This is a genomic window from Lentzea sp. NPDC036955, assembly GCF_055608005.1.
Window position 1 is genome coordinate 650,362 of the sequence record NZ_JBVJRC010000006.1, and the last position, 17,575, is coordinate 667,936.

The window sequence follows — 17,575 nt, forward strand, 5'->3', positions numbered from 1 at the left end:
TGAGATCGACTCCCTACCTTCGACGCCGTGACCACGACCGCTTCCCGCACCACCGTGGACCTCGCCTCGCCGCTGACCGGCGAGCACCTCCTCCGCGCGGCCGCACCCGTGGAGGTGCTCGTCGGGCCGACCGTCGCGCAGCGCCTGCACCGCGGCCGCGACCACCTGCGCGGGGTCCTGGCCGACGACGAACGCCCCGTCTACGGCGCCAAGACCGGTTTCGGTGCTCTCGTGGGCTTCGCCGGTCGTGCGTCCGAGGCGGACCAGTGCGACAACACCCTGGCGCACCTCGGCGCGGGCCAGGGTCCCGACCTCCCGCCGGACGTCGTGCGCGCGGCCCTGCTGGTGCGGACCTGGTCGCTGGCGCAGGGCCTGTCCGGTGTCTCGGCGCACGTGGTGGACGGGCTCGCCGCGATGTTCGGCACGTCCTTCGTGCCCGCCGTGCCGCGCTACGGGTCGGTCGGTGCCAGCGGGGACCTGATCCCGTTGGCGTACGCGGCGCAGGCGTTGCGCGGCAGGGGGTTCGCCTACCTGGACGGCGTGCGGGTGCCCGCGGCCGAGGCGCTGGCCGAGGCCGGGCTGACGCCGTTGTCGTTGGACGGACGCGATGCGCTGGCGTTGGTGAACGGCACCTCGGTCACCACTGCCGCGCTCTCGCTCGCGTTGTCGTCCGTGCGCGCGTCGCACATCGCCGTGCAGGACCTGACCTGTCTGCTCGCGGACGTCCTCGGTGCCGACCCCGGTTTCGTGAACCCGCGGCTGATCGACGCCTACGGACACGACGGCGCTCGGGTTGTTGCCACGCGCATGCGGGCTCTGCTGGACGGCATCCGGCCCAGCGGCGATCGCCCGTTGCAGGAGCCGTACAGCCTGCGCTGCTCACCGCAGCTGCTGGGCGCGTGCGAGGACGCCCTGCGGTACGTGGACGGCGTGGTCCGCTCGGACCTGGCCGGGGTGAGCGACAACCCGCTGTTCTTCCCCGACGACGACCTCGTGGCGCACGGCGGCAACTTCTTCGGCCAGCCGGCCGCGTTCGCCGGTGACGTGCTCGCCATGGTGACGACGTCGCTGGGCAACCTCGCGGAACGCCAGCTCGACCTGCTCGTCGACCCCGTGCGCAACACCGGCCTGCCCCCGATGCTCGCGGCGGGACCCGGTCAGCAGCACGGGATGCAGGGCGTGCAGCTGGCAACCACCGCGTTCGTCGCGGAGATGCGGCGCGGCACCGTGCCCGCGTCCACTCAGAGCCTGCCGACGAACTTGCACAACCAAGACGTGGTGCCGTTCGGGACGCAGGCCGCGCTGCGCGCTTACGACCTCGCGGAGCTGCTGCGGTTGCTGTGCGGGTCGCTGGCGCTGGGGTTGCGGCAGGCGGTGCACGTGGGCGGGCGGCGGCCGACGGCGCCCGGCTGCGCCGACCTGCTGGACGCGCTGGCCGGGGCGATCGAGCCGGTCGACCCGGACCGCCCGCTGGACGAGGACGTGCGGGTGGCCGCCGACCTCGTCACGGGCACGCGGTCGCGACCCGCGGCGGGACCGAGCGCGGAGACGCACCCGCCATCGGGAGGAACAGTGTGAACCGCGCACCCCGTCCCGGGTTCCCGGCGGCCTCGACCGCGCCGCCGTGGCTCGTGACGATCTCCCGCACCAGCGCGAGCCCCACGCCGAACCGCTGCTCGCCCGCGCCGTGCCGGAACCGCTCGAAGATCCGGTCCGCGTCGGCGGGGGCGAACCCCTCGCCGGTGTCGGCGACCTCCACCACGGCGTACCCGGCACCCGACCCGACCCGCACGTCGATCCGCCCGCCCTCCGGCGTGTGCCGCACCGCGTTGGCCAGCAGCTCGTCCACGGCCCGCCGCAACGCCGTCTCCACACCGGTCACGACCACCGGCTCGGCGGGGCGGTCGACCGCGAGCCTGATCCGCCGTTCCGCGGCGCGGTCGCCCTCGCCGGTCACCGCCGCGTCCGCCACGGCGGCGAGGTCCACCGGCCGTCCGTCGAGCTCACGGCGCAGCCGCGCCGACAGCAGCAGGTCGTCGACCACGTCGCCGAGACCGCGGATCGACTCGGCCAGCTTGCCGAGGCTGTCGCGGTGGTCGTCGGGCAGGTCGTGCGCCGCGGCCAGCCGGACGAGCACCTGCGCCCGCGTGTACGCCCGCGCGATCGGCGTGCGCAGCTCGTGGCTCGCGTCGGTGACGAACCGCCGTTGCCGCGCCAGCGCCTCGGCCAGCGGCGCGACCGTCCGGCGGCTCACGCCCAGGCCGACCAGCGCCGCGGCGACGAGACCGGCCAGCTGCGCGATCCCCAGCGCCTGCAACAGGTGCCGCCGGTCGGCGAGCTGGTACCGGGTGTCGAACACCGCCTGCACCGCCGCGCCGTCGCGGCCGGACCGGGTGAGCACGAGGTACTCGGTGCCGTTGGCGGCGACGGCGCGTTCGACCGGTGCGCCGGACGCCCGCACCGCCGCCAGGTCGTCGTGCAGCGGGAAGCCGTGCGGCACGTCGAGCACGCCGAGGTCGAGCTCACCGCCGCGCAGCGTGAACACCCAGGCGCACCGCGGCGCGGTGCCGGGCACGCCGAACTCGGCGTTGTACCGCAGTTCCCTGGCCACCAGCGACTTCTGGCCCTGCTCCATGACGACGTACGCGATGCCGCCGACGAACGCGATCATCAGCGAGATCGCCACGCCCACCAGCAGGCTGATCCGCAACCGCGCCCGCCTCAGCTCCGCGCGCTCCGCCTCGGCCCACGCCCTCACAGGGCCCCCAACCGGTAGCCGACGCCCTGGACCGTTCGGACGACCGAGCGCCCGACCTTGCTGCGCAGGTAGTGCACGTAGGTGTCCACAATGGATGGTGAGGGGGCGTCCTGGAACACCGTGCGGCGCAACGCCGCCCGCGTGTGCACCGTCTCCGGGTGGCTCGCGAGCGCCCGCAGCAGCGCGAACTCCCTGGTGGTCAGCGGCACCCGTTCCCCGTCGGGCAGCACCACCTCGTGCTGCTGCAGGTCGAGCTGACCGGACCCGATCCGCAGCACGGCGGCCAGCTCCACCGCCCGCCGGCACAGCGCCCGCAGCCGCGCGCTCAGCTCGCCCAGGTCGAACGGCTTCACCAGGTAGTCGTCCGCACCGGCGTCGAGCCCGTCGATCCGGTCGTCCACCCCGCCCATCGCGGTCAGCACCAGCGCCGGCGTGCGCACGGACCGGGACCGCATCCGCACCACCAGGTCCAGCCCGTCGATCACGGGCAGCCCGCGGTCGACGACCACCACGTCGTAGGCCTGGGTGAGCGCGAGGTGCAGCCCCCGATGCCCGTCCCGCGCGACGTCCACGGAGTACCCTTCACCGCGCAGCACGGCGGCGAGCAGCTCGGCCAGCTCCCGGTCGTCCTCGACGAGCAGCAGCCGGAACGGATGTGCCTGCCAGGACCTGGAGTTCCCCCGCATTTCGCCAGAATCGCACGCAGCGGGGGAGACGGACAGATCACCGACCCGGTGCCGAGCTGTCGATCTCCGCGACCGATCGCGGCGGCGCGGGCATTCGACCACGTGAGCGCCCGTGCCCGCTTCTGCGAACTGTGTTCACCGGCATATTCACGGTGAACGGCGGCAGCGGCGTGACCTGCGCTCGTGGGTGGACGGTCAACGGTGATGCCGGTTTTCCTGGTCCTTTCGTCTCGATTCGTGTTGACGTCCAATGGTTTTCGAAAACGCGAACCAGAACGTGAACCCACCGGTGGGCTGACCGGCACCCGTCCGTTCGCGCGAATGTGCATCGGGACGGTAACGACCTGGCCGCCGGGGGAGACATCAGCCGTGGTGTCCGCGCGACGTGAGGTGTGCCGATGAAGATCGACCTGTTCAACGAGATCCAGAACCCCGGTGCCGCTCCCGAGCAGTTCCGCTTCCGCCAGGCCCTCGACCAGGCCCGTCTCGCCGACGAGCTCGGCTACGGCTGCTGGTGGCAGGTGGAGCACCACGGCGCCGGCGAGTTCAGCCTCTCCTCGGCTCCCGAGCTGATGCTCGCCGCGCTGTCCCAGCAGACCTCCCGCATGCGCCTCGGCCACGCCGCCGTCCTCGCGCCGGGCCGGTTCAACCACCCGATCCGCGTCGCCGAACGCGCCGCCACCCTCGACCACCTCAGCGGTGGCCGTGTCGAGCTCGGCCTGACCCGGTCGACGATCCCCGAGTGGAACCTGTTCGGCATCGAGCCCGCCGACGCCCGCGCGCAGACCGCGGAGGCGTTCGAGATGATCCCGAAGATGTGGACCACCGACCGCTTCTCGCACACCGGTGAGCACTACGACATCTCCGACGTCTCGATCGTCCCCAAGCCCCTGCAGCGCCCGCACCCGCCGCTGTGGCAGGCCGCCGCGTCCCCGACGTCGTTCGAGGAGGCCGGTCGCCGCGGTGTGGGCGTGCTCGGCACCACCATCTGGGAGTCACTCGACCGGGTGGCCCGCATGATCGACCTCTACCGCGCCGCCGCCGCGCAGTGCACCGCACCCGTCGGCGAGTTCGTCAACAACCAGGTCGCCTACTTCACCTTCGTGCACTGCGCCGAAACCGACGAGCAGGCCATGCGCAACGGCGCCGCCGCGGCCGCCGCCTGGTACACCGTCACCGCGCTGCGCTTCTTCAACGCCGCCGCCGAGTTCGCCGCCACCATGCAACGCCACCAGGACATCCTCGCCACCGGCGGCACCGGCCTCACCGGCGAGTTCCTGCGCGCCGAGGCCGACGCCGCTCCCACCGACGCGCAGCTCGTGATCGGCCGGATCCTCCAGGGCGAGGACGTGCCCGACGACGAGCTGTTCGAGGTGCTCTCCGCACAGCAGTCGCTCATCGTGGGCAGCCCGGACACGTGCCGCAAGAAGCTGCGCGCGTACGCCGACCTCGGGATCGACCGGTTGATGTGCCTGCAGCAGATCGGGCCGATCGGTGCGGACGAGGTGATGACCAGCATCCGGTTGGTGGGGGAGCTGATCCCGGAGTTCGACCAGGCCTGACCGCCGACCCTGCTGTCGCCCATGGCATCTGCAAGCACCACCAACACATGATCAAATCGCCGCTGACTACCACCAACCTGTTCGCCACTCGCCGAACCAGTCCTGAGTCCTTCGGGCGGGTGGAGGCGCTGTTGGTAGTAGAAAAGTGCCCGTTGATGTTGAGTTGGTGGTACTTGCAGATGCCATCAGAGGCAGGGGAGACGGCTCAGGCCGTCATGGGCCTTGGAGCAGGCCCACCGCCCTGATCGCCGAGGACGAGCTGCCCTCCTACCGCGCCGTCGTCCGCGCCGCGCGGTCCGGGCAGGTGGCGGTCGAGGGCCGCGAGGAGCTGCTGGACACCTTCCTGCGCGCCTTCACCCGGCCCTGACCGGGAAGGCGGCAAGGTGATCAAGGTGGACCTGGACCGCACGACCGCCCACCTCGCCACCCGCTGGAACCTCACCCTCGGCCCCCCGTTCGACGGCGGCTCGTCGGCCACCGTCGTGCGCTGCCGCTGGTCCGACGGCACACCCGCCGTGCTCAAGGTCAGCGAGGACCGCTCGCTGATCGCCGCCCAGGCCGCCGCCCTCGCCCTGTTCGCCCCGTCGGGCAAGGTGCCCGCCGTGCTGGCGGCCGACGAGGAGGCCGGCGCCCTCGTGCTGGAGGAGGTGCTCCCCGGCACGCTCGCGGAGGACCTGCCCGCCTACGCGCTGCCCGCGCTGTGGGCGGACCTGCTGGCGGGGCTGCACGCCACCGACCCGCCCGCACACCCGCTCGGCACGCTGCGGGCGCGGTGCGAGGAGGCCTTCGCCCGCATCGGGCGCCGGCTGCACGACCCCGTCGTGGCCGCGCGCATCGGGCCGATGGAGTGGGCGCGGGCGATGCAGCAGTGCGCGCGCCTGCTCGACACGACCGGCACGACCGTGGTGCTGCACGGCGACCTGCACCCCGGCAACGCCCTCGACGGCGGTCCCGCACGCGGCCTCGTGGCGGTCGATCCCAAGGCGTGCCTGGGAGATCCCTGCTTCGACGCCGTCGACCTCGTGCTCACCGGCGCTGGCCGGGAGGGCGTCACGGCCAGGTGCGCGGCGGTCGCGGGTGCCTGCGGGCTCGACGGCGACCGGCTGTTCGCCTGGGCGCGCACGTTCGCCCCGTTCTCCGTCGTCGCCCACGTCGCGAACGGCGGTCCCGAACCGGTCGTCGACGAGCTCGTGCAGCTGCTGCACTAGGGCCGCGTCAGCCCCGGGCGGCCACGACCAGCTCCTCGCCCTCCCACCGCCTGCGCAGCCACCGGTCGTGGCTCGCGACCACGACCGCCCCCGGACCCGGCCCCAGCGCGTCCTCCAGCTCGTCGCACAGCGTCGGCGACAGGTGGTTGGTCGGCTCGTCGAGCAGCAACAGCTGCGGCGGGTCGGCCACCAGCAACGCCAGGGCGAGCCGGCGGCGCTGACCGACCGACAACGTGCCGACCGCCTTGCCCAGGTCCCGCCGGTGCAGCAACCCCAGCGACTCCAGCGGGACCCGCGCCGCCCGCTCCGCCCCGAGCGCCCGCCCGTAGGTGGCACGGGCGGTGCGCCGCGGGTGCTCGAACACCGTGTCCTGGTCGAGCAGTCCGACCCGCAGATCGGGACGTCGCCGCACCCCCGTGACCGCCAGGCGGCCGGCCAGGGCGAGCAGCAGCGTGGACTTGCCGGAACCGTTGGGACCGCTCACGAGCACCCGGTCGCCCTCGCGCACGTCGAGCCGGTCGAGGTCGAGCCGGCCGGGCACGTGGACCTCCCGCAACGACACGAGGACCTCGTCGGCCGCCGACGTCGGCTCGGCGTGGAACCGCAGCGGGGGCGGGGGAGCGGGCACGGCCCGGCGTTCCAGCTCCTCCAGCCGCCGCGCGGTGGTGCGGACGCGGCGGGAGATCTGGCTCTGCACGCGGTTCGCGCGCACGCCGTAGCCCATCTTGTCGCTGTCGCGCATCGCCCGGTTCGGCGCGACCCGGTGCGCGGTCAGCTCCAGGTCGGTGCGCAGCCCGGTCAGCTCCTCCTGCTCCTCGGCGTACCGCCGTTCCCAGCGCTCGCGGTCGGCCCGCTTCTGCCCGACGTACTCGCTGTACGTGCCGCCGAACCGGACCGCGCCCTCCACGGCCGGGTCGAGGTCGACCAGGTCCGTGCACACCGCGTCGAGGAACGCCCGGTCGTGGCTTGCGAGCACCACTGCGCCGGGCAACGCGCGCAGCTGCTCCTCCAGGAACGCCGCCGCCGCGTCGTCGAGGTGGTTCGTCGGCTCGTCCAGCAGCAACGCCGCCGGCCGCCGCACCACCAGCGCCGCCAGCGCGAGCCGCCGGCGCTGCCCGCCCGACAGCGAACCCAGCGTGCGCTCCCACGGCACACCGCCCAGCCCGAGTCCACTCAGGACGATCTCGGCCCTGCGGTCCGCGTCCCACGCCTCGTGCCGCTGCGCCACCTCCAGGTGGTCGGCGTACGCCGCGAGCAGCTCCACGTCGTCGGGCGCGGCGGTCAGCAGCGCACCGAGCCGGTCCAGCGAAGCGAGGTCCTCGCGTGCGTCGGCCAGCGCGTCGCCGACCACCTCGGCCACCGTCGCCGATGCCGGGAACGGCATCTCCTGGTGCAGGAAACCCAGGTCCCGCGGCCGGTCCACCCGGCCGCCGTCGGGCTCGTCGACCCCGGCGAGCAGCCGCAGCAACGTCGACTTGCCCGCACCGTTCTCCCCGATCAGGCCGATCCGCCGGCCGGGTGCCGCGGTGAGCGACACCCCGTCGAGGACCCGGCGCCCACCGAACCCGCGCACCAGCTCGTGCGCCACCAACGCCTGCGCCGGCACCGCCTCAGCCACGAGCGGCCTCCAGCAGCTTGCCGCCCTCCAGGCGCAACCAGCGGTCGATCCGCACCTCGCCCAGGAACCGCTCGTCGTGGCTCACGACGACGAACGCGCCCTGGTAGGCGTTCAACGCGCTCTCCAGCTGCGCGGCGCTGACCAGGTCGAGGTTGTTCGTCGGTTCGTCGAGCAGCAGCAACTGCGGTGCCGGCTCGGCGAACAGGACGCACGCCAGCGTGGCGCGCAGCCGTTCGCCACCGGACAGCACCCCGACCGGCAGGTGGGCCCGCGCGCCGCGGAACAGGAAGCGCGCCAACAGGTTCATCCGGTCGGCCTGCGGCATCGCCGGTGCGGCCGCGGCCAGGTTCTCCGCCACCGTGCGGCTGTCGTCGAGCAGGTCCAGCCGCTGCGACAGGTACGCGATCCGGCCGTCCGCGCGCTTCACCTCACCGGCCTCGGGCGTGAGCGAGCCCTCGACCACCCGCAGCAGCGTCGACTTGCCCGCGCCGTTCGGTGCGGACAGGGCGATCCGCTCAGGGCCGCGGATCGCGAGGTCGGCGTCGTCGAACAGGTCCCGCACCCGGATGCCGGTGCCCAGGAACAACGTGCGCCCGGCGGGCACGGCGGTCTGCGGCAGCTCCAGGCTGATCCGCTGCTCGTCCTTGAGCGACCGCTCCGCCTGGTCGAGGCGGGTCTTCGCGGCGCTGAGCCGGGCGGCGTGCATGCCGTCGGCTTTGGCGGCGGACACCTCGGCGTTGCGCTTCATGGTGCCCGCGAAGATCTTCGGCAGTCCGGCGCTGGAGAGGGTGCGCTGGGCGTTCGAGGCACGCCGGGCCGCGCGTTCGCGGGCCTGCTGCATCTCCCGCTTCTCGCGTTTGACCTCCTGCTCGGCGCTGCGGATGTTCTTCTCCGCGACCTCGCGCTCGGCGGCGACGGCCTCCTCGTAGGCGCTGAAGTTCCCGCCGTGGAACCGGATCTCGCCGGCGTCGAGCTCGGCGACGCGGTCCACCCGGTCGAGCAACGCCCGGTCGTGGCTCACCACGAGCAGGCAGCCGCGCCAGTCGTCGAGCACCGAGTAGAGCCGGTGCCGGGCGTCCAGGTCGAGGTTGTTGGTCGGTTCGTCGAGCAGCAGCACGTCCGGCTGCTTCAGCAGCTGGGCCGCCAGCCCCAGCGACACGACCTGGCCGCCGCTCAGCGTGCCCAGCTTCCGGTCCAGCGCCAGGTCGCCCAGACCCAGCCGGTCGAGCTGGGCGCGGGTGCGTTCCTCCAGGTCCCAGTCGTTGCCGATGACGGTGAAGTGCTCCTCGTCGACGTCACCGGACTCGACGGCACTGATGGCGCGCAGCACCGCCGCGACGCCGAGCACCTCGGCCACGGTCACGTCCGCGGTGAGCGGCAGGTCCTGCGGCAGGTAGCCGAGCACGCCGTCGACGGTCACGCTGCCGCCGGCCGGGGGCAACGCACCCGCGATGAGCTTGAGCAGCGTCGACTTGCCGGCACCGTTCGGGGCGACCAGACCGGTGCGGCCGCCGGGGAAGGAGACGGACAGGTCGTCGAAGACGACGGTGTCGTCCGGCCACGAGAAGGACAGGCCGGACACGACGACGTAGGCGTCGGAAGACATGGTGAGACCTCGGGAGGTGCGAACGCGCGGGCCACCCGCGCGGGTGGAAGAGGGGACGACGAAACGGCCATCGGAGGCGATGGCCTGTCACACCCCGGGCTCACCCGGAGATGTCGTCTTCACCCACCAGCACGTCGAGCTCCTTCGAGGAGGTTGATCTCTACCCGGTCAACGGTAGCAGCTCCCGGCGTTGCTCCGCTCGGCAGAAAGCGGCGCGACGAGCGGTTACCTTGATCGCGTGGACTTCGACGAGTACCGCGAACACGACGCCACCGGGCTGGCGCAGTTGGTCGCTTCCAGGCAGGTGTCGGCGGCCGAGCTGCTGACCGTGGCGCGGGAACGCGCCGCCGCGGTGAACCCGCGGCTCAACGCGATCGTCAGGGACGTCCCCGCGACACCCTCCGACGACCTCACCGGTCCGTTCGCCGGCGTGCCGTTCCTGATCAAGGACCTCGGCCAGGACTACGCGGGCCTGCCGACCTCGAACGGGTCGCGGTCGCTGCGGTCGTTCCCGGTCACCGAGCACTCCACGGTCGTGCAGCGCTGGCTCGACGCCGGCCTGGTGATCTTCGGCAAGACGAACCTGCCCGAGTTCGGCGCCAAGGCCATCAGCGAGTCGGCCGTGTGGGGTCCCGCGCGCAACCCGTGGAACCTCGACCACACGCCCGGCGGCTCCTCCGGCGGTTCGGCGGCCGCGGTGGCGGCGGGCATCGTGCCGTGCGCCGGTGCGAACGACGGCGGCGGCTCCACCCGCATCCCCGCGGCGTGCTGCGGCCTGGTCGGGCTGAAGCCGGGGCGCGGGCTCACGCCGTTCGGACCGGGCACCGCCGAGATGATGCACGGCGCGGCGGTGCAGGGCGTCGTCTCGCGCACGGTCCGCGACACGGCGGCGATGCTCGACGTGATCTGCGGCGGTGAGCCGTACGGGCCGTTCACCCCCGGCATGCCCGAGGCGTCCTACGCGTCGTGCGTCACCGAGGAACCCGGCAAGCTGCGCATCGGCGTGCGCGTGCCGTCGGCGATCAACCCGAACCCGCACCCCGAGGCACGCGCCGCGGTCGACGGCGCGATCGAGGTGCTGACGTCGCTGGGTCATGAGGTCGAGGAGCTGCCGGAGGCGCCGTTCGACGACGCCGCGCTGGCCCGCGACTTCCTGCTGACCTGGTTCGTGAACCTGGCCTGGAAGGTCGGCGACGCGAAGCGGCAGACCGGTGCGCCGGACATCGCGTTCGAACGCGACACGCTGCTGATGGCCGCACTGGGCCGGGCGACCAGCAGCGTCGACTACGTGGACGCGGTGCAGCGCCGGCACGAGCACACCCGCCGCCTCAGCACGTTCTTCGACACCTACGACCTGCTGCTCACGCCGTCGCTGGCCACCCCGCCGCCCAAGATCGGTGCGTTCGACCTGCCGGTGAACCTGCAGCGCGTCACCGACGTGCTGCTCAAGACCGGCACCGCGCGGTTCCTGCGCAACACCGGCATCGTGGAGAACATGATCCGCGACAACCTCGGCTGGGTGCCCTACACCCAGCTCGCGAACCTCACCGGCAGGCCCGCCATCTCGCTGCCGCTGCACTGGACCGCCGACGGCCTGCCGCTGGGCGTCCAGTTCGTCGCACCGCTGGCCGGCGAGTCGCTGCTGATCAGGCTCGCCGCCCAGCTCGAACAGGCGCTGCCGTGGGGTGACCGTGTCGCTCCGATCTGAACCCGTCGCGCCGCTCGTGCGCGGTGCCGCCGAACTGGAGCAGACCGACCGCGGCCTGCGCCCGCACCGCCTGCCCGCGTGGGTGCGCGAGCGGTACCCGGACCCGCAGCTGCTGTCGGTGGAGAGCCACCCGTCCGGTGTGCGCCTGGTCGCGGAGACCGAGGCGCGCACCGTCGAGCTGGTCCTGCACCCGACCTGCACCGCCTACGCCGGACTCGACCGGCCGCGCGGCAGCGTCGACCTCGTGGTGGACGGGGTGCCGGCGGCGAGCACCGTGCTCGCCGCCGGCGACGTCAAGGAGGTCGACCTGCGCACCGGTGAGGCCCGGTTGGTCCCCGGCCGGCCGCACACCGAGCGCCACGAGCTCCCCGAGGGCACCAAGGTCATCGAGTTCTGGTTGCCGCACAACGAGGTCGTCGACCTGGTCGCGGTGCGCGCCGACGCCCCGCTGCGCCCGCACGACCCGGGCCGGCGGATCTGGCTGCACCACGGCAGCTCCATCAGCCACGGCTCGAACGCCGCCACGCCGACCGCGATCTGGCCCGCCGTCGCCGCCCGCCACGGCGGTGTCGAGCTGCACAACCTGGGCCTGGGCGGCAGCGCGCTGGTCGACCCGTTCACCGCGCGGGTCCTGCGCGACCGACCGGCCGACCTGATCAGCGTCAAGCTCGGCATCAACGTCGTGAACTTCGACGCCATGCGGCTGCGCGCGTTCGTGCCCGCGGTGCACGGGTTCCTCGACACGATCCGCGACGGCCACCCGGACACGCCGCTGGTGCTGATCTCGCCGATCTTCTGCGGCATCCACGAGGACACGCCGGGTCCGGGTGCGATCGACCTCGACGCGCTGGCGTCCGGGTGGCGGCTGTTCACCGCGACCGGGGTGCCGGAGCCGGGCCGGTTGACGCTGCGGGTGGTCAGGGAGGCGCTGGAGTCCGTCGTGGAGCGCAGGGACGACGACCCGAACCTGTCCTACCTGGACGGTCTGCGGCTGTACGGCGAGCAGGACGCGGCCGAGCTGCCGTTGCCGGACGCGCTGCACCCGGACACCGCGGCACACCGGCGGATCGGGGAGCGGTTCGCGGAGCACGCCTTCGCGCCGGGTGGTCCGTTCAGCGAGGACCCGGCCTAGCGCCCGGCGCGGCAGCCACCGCGGCCTGCCCTGGCAAGATGCCGGTCGTGGACACCGACGACGTGCTCACCGGCGTGGGGCCGCGGCTGCGTGCCCTGCGCCGGCACCGCGGCATCACCCTCGCCGAGCTCTCCACGACCACCGGCGTCTCGGAGAGCACCCTGTCACGGCTGGAGAGCGGGCAGCGCAAGGCCACGCTGGAGCTGCTGCTGCCGTTGGCGAGCACGTACAACGTGCCGCTGGACGACCTCGTCGGCGCCCCGCGCACCGGTGACCCGCGCATCCACCTGACCCCGATCCACCGGTTCGGGATGACGTTCATCCCGCTGTCCCGGCGCCCCGGTGGCGTGCAGTCGTTCAAGATGCTCATCCCGAGCGGGCTCGCCGAGCCGACCCCGCAGACGCACGACGGGTTCGAGTGGCTCTACGTCCTCAACGGGCGGTTGCGGCTGCTCCTCGGCGACCTCGACCTGACGTTGCCGCCCGGTGAGGCCGCCGAGTTCGACACCTCTCAGCCGCACTGGCTGGGCAGCGCGGACGGGAACGCGGTCGAGCTGCTGATCCTGTTCGACCCGCAGGGACTGCGCACCCACGTCCACGGGCCCGGCCACTCCGGCCGGTCCGGTCAGGGGACGTAGACCTGGCCGGTCTGCCGCCCCTCGATCGACCGCACGTACGCCCGCACCACCTCGGCCAGCGGTACCGGCCTCATGCCGGGGAAGAAGTCGCCGTAGGTGTCGAGCGCCTCGGTGAACACGGTGGGGCTCACCGCGTTGATCCGCCGCGGTGCGATCTCGATGGCGGCGGCCCGCACGAACGCCTCCACCGCGCCGTTGACCAGTGACGCCGCCGCCCCGGTCACGATCGGCTCGCGCGCGAGCACGCCGGTGATCAGCGTGAACGAGCCGTTGGCGGTGACGTGCGAGAGGCCCTCCCGCACGAGCGACACCTGCGACAGCACCTTGCCGGTGATCCCGGCCTGGTAGTCGGCGGTGGTCAGGTCGGTCAGCGGCTTGAACGGCACCGAGCCCGCCGCCGACGCGACGGCGTCGACCGGCCCGACGGCCGCGTACAGGTCGGCCACACGGTCCGGGTCGGTCACGTCGTACCGCAGGTCACCGCCGGTGCGGGACACGGTGACGACGTCGTGCTTGCGTGCGACGAGCTCCTCGTGCACGGCGGTGCCCAGCAGTCCGGTGGCTCCCACGAGCAAAATCCTCATGCCGACGACGCTAGGCCCGTTCCGCGCGCCGGTGAAATGCCGATCGTGCAGCACTTATGATCGGCAGTCATGAATGTCGAGCTGCGCCACCTGCGGGCACTCGCCGCCATCGGCGACCACCGGTCGATCACCGCCGCGGCCCGGTCGCTGCACGTCACCCAGCCCGCGCTGTCCCGCACGCTCGACCAGCTCGAACGGCGGCTGGGGGTGCGCCTCGTCGACCGCACCACCCGCCACGTGGCGCTCACCGGCAGCGGGCAGCGGCTGTGGGAGCACAGCCACCGCATCCTCACCCAGCTCGACAGCGCGCTCGCCGAGGCCGTCCGGCCGCAGCCGTTGCGGCTGACGTTCGCGTGGGCGGCGCTCGGCCGGTTCACGATCCCGTTCCTGCGCGAGTGGCGGGCCCGGCACCCGGACGTGCTGGTGCGCATCCGCCGCGCCGACGACCCCGAGGCGGCGCTGCGGCGCGGTGAGGCGGACATCGCCGTGCTGCGCACCCACCCGGTGTCACCCGACGTGGAGCACGCGGCGTTGATCGAGGAACCGCGCGTGGCCGCCGTGGCGGACGACCACCCGCTCGCCGCCCGAACCGCCCTCACCCTCGACGACCTGGTGGGGGAGGCGGTGGCCGTGTGCGAGACCGCGGCGACGACCACCGCCGACCTGTGGCCGTCCGGTGCCCGCCCGCGCACGGTGGACGTGCCGGGCGTGGAGGAGTGGCTGACCTCGATCGCGACCGGGGCGACGGTCGGCGTCACGGCCGCGGGCACGATCCACCACCACCCGCACGCAGGCGTCACGTACCTGCCGCTGACCGACGCCGACCCGGTCACCGTCCACCTCGCCTGGCCCGCACTGCCCGCGCACCCGTCCACCGCGGCGTTCGTCGAGCTGGCGCAACGCCACCTGCGTCACGCGTAGAGGCGCAACCCCGACAGCTGTCCCGCGGGCCAGCCGGTGTTGCCGCTGAACACCAGCCGCACGTACCGGACCTGGCTGCCGGGCAACGTGATCGTGGCGCTGTTGCCGCTCGCCGGGTCGAACACGCGCCCGCTCGCCCCGGCCAGCGGACCGAACGCCTGCCCGTTCACGCTGCCCTCGACCGCGACCACCTGCGTGCGCCGTCCCCAGGCCGGGTCGGGCGGCAACGTCAGCACCGCCCGCCGCACCGCCACCGCGGACCCGAGGTCGACCTGCACCCACTGCGGGAACGCGTGGTTCGCACTCTCCCAGTAGGACCTCGGGTCGCCGTCGACCACGTTGCCGCTGCCGTAGTGCTGGTTCTGCGAACTTTGCGCGGTCGGCCGGCCCGCCGCCAGGTCCACGTCCGGCGCCGGCGGTCCGCCGACCCACGGCACAGTCGGGCGGGTCGCGGTCAACGGGAGCTGCCCCTTGAGCATCCGGCCGCCGTCACCGGTGAGCCGCAGGTAGTAGTCGGCCGAGCAGCGGGTCCCGTCCTCGTCCAGTGCCAGGAAACCCGACCCCACCGGCACGTCGGCCTGCGACTCGGCGGTCTTCGCGATCTGGTTGCCCTCGTTGTACTCGTCGAACATCGAGATGTAGATGCCCTGTGCGCCAAGGCGGACCATGTTGTAGAACTGCCGCCACATGAAATCGCCGTGGACCCGTTGCCGCGCGTTGAGGTCACCGGGCAGCACGCACGGCTGGTAGTCGATGCCCCGCGCGTTGCACTCGGCCTGGTCGGGCAGGTTCACGTTGGTGTGGAAGCGGTCCGAGTCCGCGGCGGTGCCGATCCGGCCGACCATCCACGGCGAGATCATGTCGAACGAGCGGTAGACGTTCCCGAACCCCTGCCGGGAGTCCTCGACCTCGGTGCGCCAGTGCGTAGGGACGCCGCCCATGACGTAGCAGCCGCGCGCCTTGAACCAGTTCACCACGTCCTGGCAGGGCTCGGGTCCCCACGGGCGGCCGGGGTCGTTGAAGCCGAAGCCCCAGATGCCGACGACGGGCTTGCCGTTCTGCCGCGCGTAGGCCGGCGACGAGGTGTGCGCCGCCATCTTGGCCTGCCAGTCGGTCTTGATCTCCGACTGCATGTTCTGCCAGTTCGTGACGTCGTACATGATGTAGAACTTGCGGCCGGTGGCTTCGGCGGCGGCCCGCACGTGCGCCGTGACGGCGTCGCGGACCGGACCCTCACCGCCGGTGGGGTTGAACCGTTGCAGGGCGGTGGTGTCGCAGCCGTTGTCGCGCATCCAGGCGAAGTGCACGTCCACGGTCTGCCGGTCGTGGTTGGAGAACACAGCGGCGGGCCGGCCGTCACCGAGGTTCGCGAACGCCGTCGGGTAGGTGCGGGCGTAGTCGCGCACGTCCGGCCACACCTTGACCGAGCTGGTCGCCGGGGCGGGCGGCCGGCTCCAGTCGTCGTTCCAGTGCCACCAGCCGTCGATCGGCGAACCGTCACCGCGGCAGGCGAACCAGCCCTGGTAGCCGACGGTGATCTTGCCGACCACGTCGCCCGGCGGGCTGGCGGCACGCGCCGCAGTGGGCAGGAGGCCGAGCGCGGGCACGGCGAGGGCGGAGCTGAGCAGGGTGCGACGAGACAGGGACATCGCGAACTCCTTTGTCGGCGATCCGACATCAGGGTGCAACTCTGAATCAGAAGTCCGCAAGATGTTGACTGAAATGCGCAAAAGACCGGTACTTCCGGCGATCAACTACCGTGCGGGCAACGGTTGGAGGAGGACCTGATGCTGGACCTGAGCCCGCGGCCCGGTGACCTGGAGCCGATCGAGACCGCCTCGGTCGACGAGCTGCGCGCGGTGCAGCTCGAACGGCTGCGGTGGTCGGTCCGGCACGCCTACGACAACGTGCCGCACTACCGCGCCTCCCTCGACGCGGTCGGCGTGCACCCCGACGACGTGAAGTCGCTGGAGGACCTGGCCCGCCTGCCGTTCACGACCAAGGCCGACCTGCGCGACAACTACCCGTTCGGCATGTTCGCCGTCCCGCGCACCGACGTCCTGCGCGTCCACGCCTCCTCCGGCACCACCGGCCGTCCCACCGTCGTCGGCTACACCAGGGCCGACCTCGACACCTGGGCCTCGGTCGTGGCCCGCAGCATCCGCGCCGCCGGCGGCCGCGCCGGTCACGTGCTGCACAACGCCTACGGCTACGGCCTGTTCACCGGCGGCCTCGGCGCCCACGCCGGCGCCGAGCTGCTGGGCTGCACCGTCGTCCCGGTCTCCGGCGGCATGACCGAACGCCAGGTGCAGCTCATCCGCGACTTCGAGCCGGACGTCATCATGGTCACCCCGTCGTACATGCTCTCGATCATCGACGAGATGGAGCGCCAGGGCATCGACCCGCGCGGCACCTCGCTGAAGGTCGGCATCTTCGGCGCCGAGCCGTGGACGAACGACATGCGCGCCGAGATGGAACGCCGCCTCGACATGCACGCCGTCGACATCTACGGCCTCTCCGAGGTCATCGGCCCCGGCGTCGCCAGCGAGTGCGTGGAGACCAAGGACGGCCTGCACGTGTGGGAGGACCACTTCTACCCGGAGGTCATCGACCCGGTCACCGGCGAGGTGCTGCCCGACGGCGAGGAGGGCGAGCTGGTGTTCACCTCCCTGACCAAGCAGGCCATGCCGGTCCTGCGCTACCGCACCCGCGACCTGACCCGCCTGCTGCCAGGCACGGCCCGCACGATGCGCCGCATCGAGAAGATCACCGGCCGCACCGACGACATGATCATCCTGCGCGGCGTGAACCTGTTCCCGACCCAGATCGAGGAGCTCATCCTGCGCGTCCCCGCGCTGTCACCGCACTTCCAGTGCGTGCTGAACCGCACCGGCAACCTCGACGACCTGACCGTGGTGGTCGAGCACCGCGAGGACACCGGCCCCGGTGCGGCGGGCGAGACGTTGCGGCAGCTGGTGAAGAGCTCGATCGGCGTGACGGTGGCCGTCGAGGTCGTGGCGCCGGGCGGGATCGAGCGGTCGGTGGGGAAGATGAAGCGCATCGTGGACCGCCGCCCGAAGCGCTGACCTGTCCAGCGGCCTCGGCGAAGCCGTGCACGGCCAGCGCTTCGGCCCACCCCCGGCACCGCCTCTGG

15 protein-coding genes are annotated in these 17,575 nt (G+C 72.7%); 9 read left to right on the forward strand and 6 right to left on the reverse strand.

Going from position 1 to position 17,575, the window contains the following annotated elements:
- Positions 1-27: 27 nt before the first annotated feature.
- Positions 28-1,578 (forward strand): aromatic amino acid ammonia-lyase, encoded by a 1,551-nt coding sequence (locus tag ACZ7CF_RS23535; protein WP_470370590.1) that lies wholly within the window; start codon positions 28-30, stop codon positions 1,576-1,578.
- Here ACZ7CF_RS23535 and ACZ7CF_RS23540 read toward each other — a convergent pair.
- Positions 1,505-2,758: a sensor histidine kinase gene (locus ACZ7CF_RS23540; protein ID WP_360388709.1), complete on the reverse strand. Its 1,254-nt coding sequence runs from the start codon at positions 2,756-2,758 to the stop codon at positions 1,505-1,507. The two genes, ACZ7CF_RS23535 and ACZ7CF_RS23540, sit on opposite strands and share 74 nt — an antisense overlap.
- Positions 2,755-3,444, reverse strand: a complete 690-nt coding sequence (locus ACZ7CF_RS23545) for a response regulator transcription factor (protein WP_360388706.1) — start codon at positions 3,442-3,444, stop codon at positions 2,755-2,757. Before ACZ7CF_RS23545 ends, ACZ7CF_RS23540 begins: the two co-directional genes overlap by 4 nt.
- A 398-nt stretch (positions 3,445-3,842) precedes the next feature.
- On the opposite strand from ACZ7CF_RS23545, the gene ACZ7CF_RS23550 reads away from it, so the two are divergent.
- The 3 genes from ACZ7CF_RS23550 to ACZ7CF_RS23560 all read left to right on the forward strand — a co-directional run bounded on the left by ACZ7CF_RS23550 (position 3,843) and on the right by ACZ7CF_RS23560 (position 6,214).
- On the forward strand, positions 3,843-5,006 hold the full coding sequence (locus ACZ7CF_RS23550) for an LLM class flavin-dependent oxidoreductase (RefSeq protein ID WP_470370591.1): 1,164 nt from the start codon (positions 3,843-3,845) through the stop codon (positions 5,004-5,006).
- A gap of 166 nt (positions 5,007-5,172) precedes the next feature.
- Positions 5,173-5,373: a hypothetical protein gene (locus tag ACZ7CF_RS23555; protein WP_360388700.1), complete on the forward strand. Its 201-nt coding sequence runs from the start codon at positions 5,173-5,175 to the stop codon at positions 5,371-5,373.
- Positions 5,374-5,389: 16 nt separating this feature from the next.
- Positions 5,390-6,214 carry an aminoglycoside phosphotransferase family protein gene (locus ACZ7CF_RS23560; protein ID WP_458432008.1) on the forward strand — a complete coding sequence of 275 codons (825 nt, stop codon included), beginning with the start codon at positions 5,390-5,392 and terminating at the stop codon, positions 6,212-6,214.
- Positions 6,215-6,221: 7 nt separating this feature from the next.
- Here ACZ7CF_RS23560 and ACZ7CF_RS23565 read toward each other — a convergent pair whose 3' ends face one another.
- Together ACZ7CF_RS23565 and ACZ7CF_RS23570 are read right to left on the reverse strand one after the other, a co-directional pair.
- Positions 6,222-7,832, reverse strand: a complete 1,611-nt coding sequence (locus tag ACZ7CF_RS23565; RefSeq protein ID WP_470370592.1) for an ABC-F family ATP-binding cassette domain-containing protein — start codon at positions 7,830-7,832, stop codon at positions 6,222-6,224.
- On the reverse strand, positions 7,825-9,438 hold the full coding sequence (locus ACZ7CF_RS23570) for an ABC-F family ATP-binding cassette domain-containing protein (RefSeq protein ID WP_470370593.1): 1,614 nt from the start codon (positions 9,436-9,438) through the stop codon (positions 7,825-7,827). The genes ACZ7CF_RS23565 and ACZ7CF_RS23570 overlap by 8 nt, the downstream gene beginning before the upstream one ends.
- Positions 9,439-9,676: 238 nt before the next feature.
- Here ACZ7CF_RS23570 and ACZ7CF_RS23575 point away from each other — a divergent pair, with 238 nt between their 5' ends.
- The 3 genes from ACZ7CF_RS23575 to ACZ7CF_RS23585 are packed head-to-tail and all read left to right on the forward strand — an operon-like array spanning position 9,677 to position 12,916.
- On the forward strand, positions 9,677-11,146 hold the full coding sequence (locus ACZ7CF_RS23575; RefSeq protein WP_470370594.1) for an amidase: 1,470 nt from the start codon (positions 9,677-9,679) through the stop codon (positions 11,144-11,146).
- The gene (locus ACZ7CF_RS23580; RefSeq protein WP_470370595.1) at positions 11,130-12,278 is read left to right on the forward strand and encodes a GDSL-type esterase/lipase family protein; all 1,149 of its coding nucleotides are present in this window, start codon (positions 11,130-11,132) and stop codon (positions 12,276-12,278) included. Before ACZ7CF_RS23575 ends, ACZ7CF_RS23580 begins: the two co-directional genes overlap by 17 nt.
- A gap of 38 nt (positions 12,279-12,316) precedes the next feature.
- The gene (locus tag ACZ7CF_RS23585) at positions 12,317-12,916 is read left to right on the forward strand and encodes a helix-turn-helix domain-containing protein (protein WP_470370596.1); all 600 of its coding nucleotides are present in this window, start codon (positions 12,317-12,319) and stop codon (positions 12,914-12,916) included.
- Here the strand turns inward: ACZ7CF_RS23585 and ACZ7CF_RS23590 are convergent.
- On the reverse strand, positions 12,904-13,500 hold the full coding sequence (locus ACZ7CF_RS23590) for a short chain dehydrogenase (protein ID WP_360388679.1): 597 nt from the start codon (positions 13,498-13,500) through the stop codon (positions 12,904-12,906). The two genes, ACZ7CF_RS23585 and ACZ7CF_RS23590, sit on opposite strands and share 13 nt — an antisense overlap.
- Positions 13,501-13,569: 69 nt before the next feature.
- Here ACZ7CF_RS23590 and ACZ7CF_RS23595 point away from each other — a divergent pair, with 69 nt between their 5' ends.
- Positions 13,570-14,421: a LysR family transcriptional regulator gene (locus ACZ7CF_RS23595; RefSeq protein ID WP_458432014.1), complete on the forward strand. Its 852-nt coding sequence runs from the start codon at positions 13,570-13,572 to the stop codon at positions 14,419-14,421.
- Here ACZ7CF_RS23595 and ACZ7CF_RS23600 read toward each other — a convergent pair.
- Positions 14,412-16,070 carry a glycoside hydrolase family 99 protein gene (locus ACZ7CF_RS23600; RefSeq protein WP_470370597.1) on the reverse strand — a complete coding sequence of 553 codons (1,659 nt, stop codon included), beginning with the start codon at positions 16,068-16,070 and terminating at the stop codon, positions 14,412-14,414. The genes ACZ7CF_RS23595 and ACZ7CF_RS23600 overlap by 10 nt on opposite strands.
- A 138-nt stretch (positions 16,071-16,208) precedes the next feature.
- Between ACZ7CF_RS23600 and paaK the strand changes: the two genes are divergently transcribed.
- Positions 16,209-17,507, forward strand: a complete 1,299-nt coding sequence (paaK, locus tag ACZ7CF_RS23605; protein WP_470370598.1) for a phenylacetate--CoA ligase PaaK — start codon at positions 16,209-16,211, stop codon at positions 17,505-17,507.
- Positions 17,508-17,575: the final 68 nt, after the last annotated feature.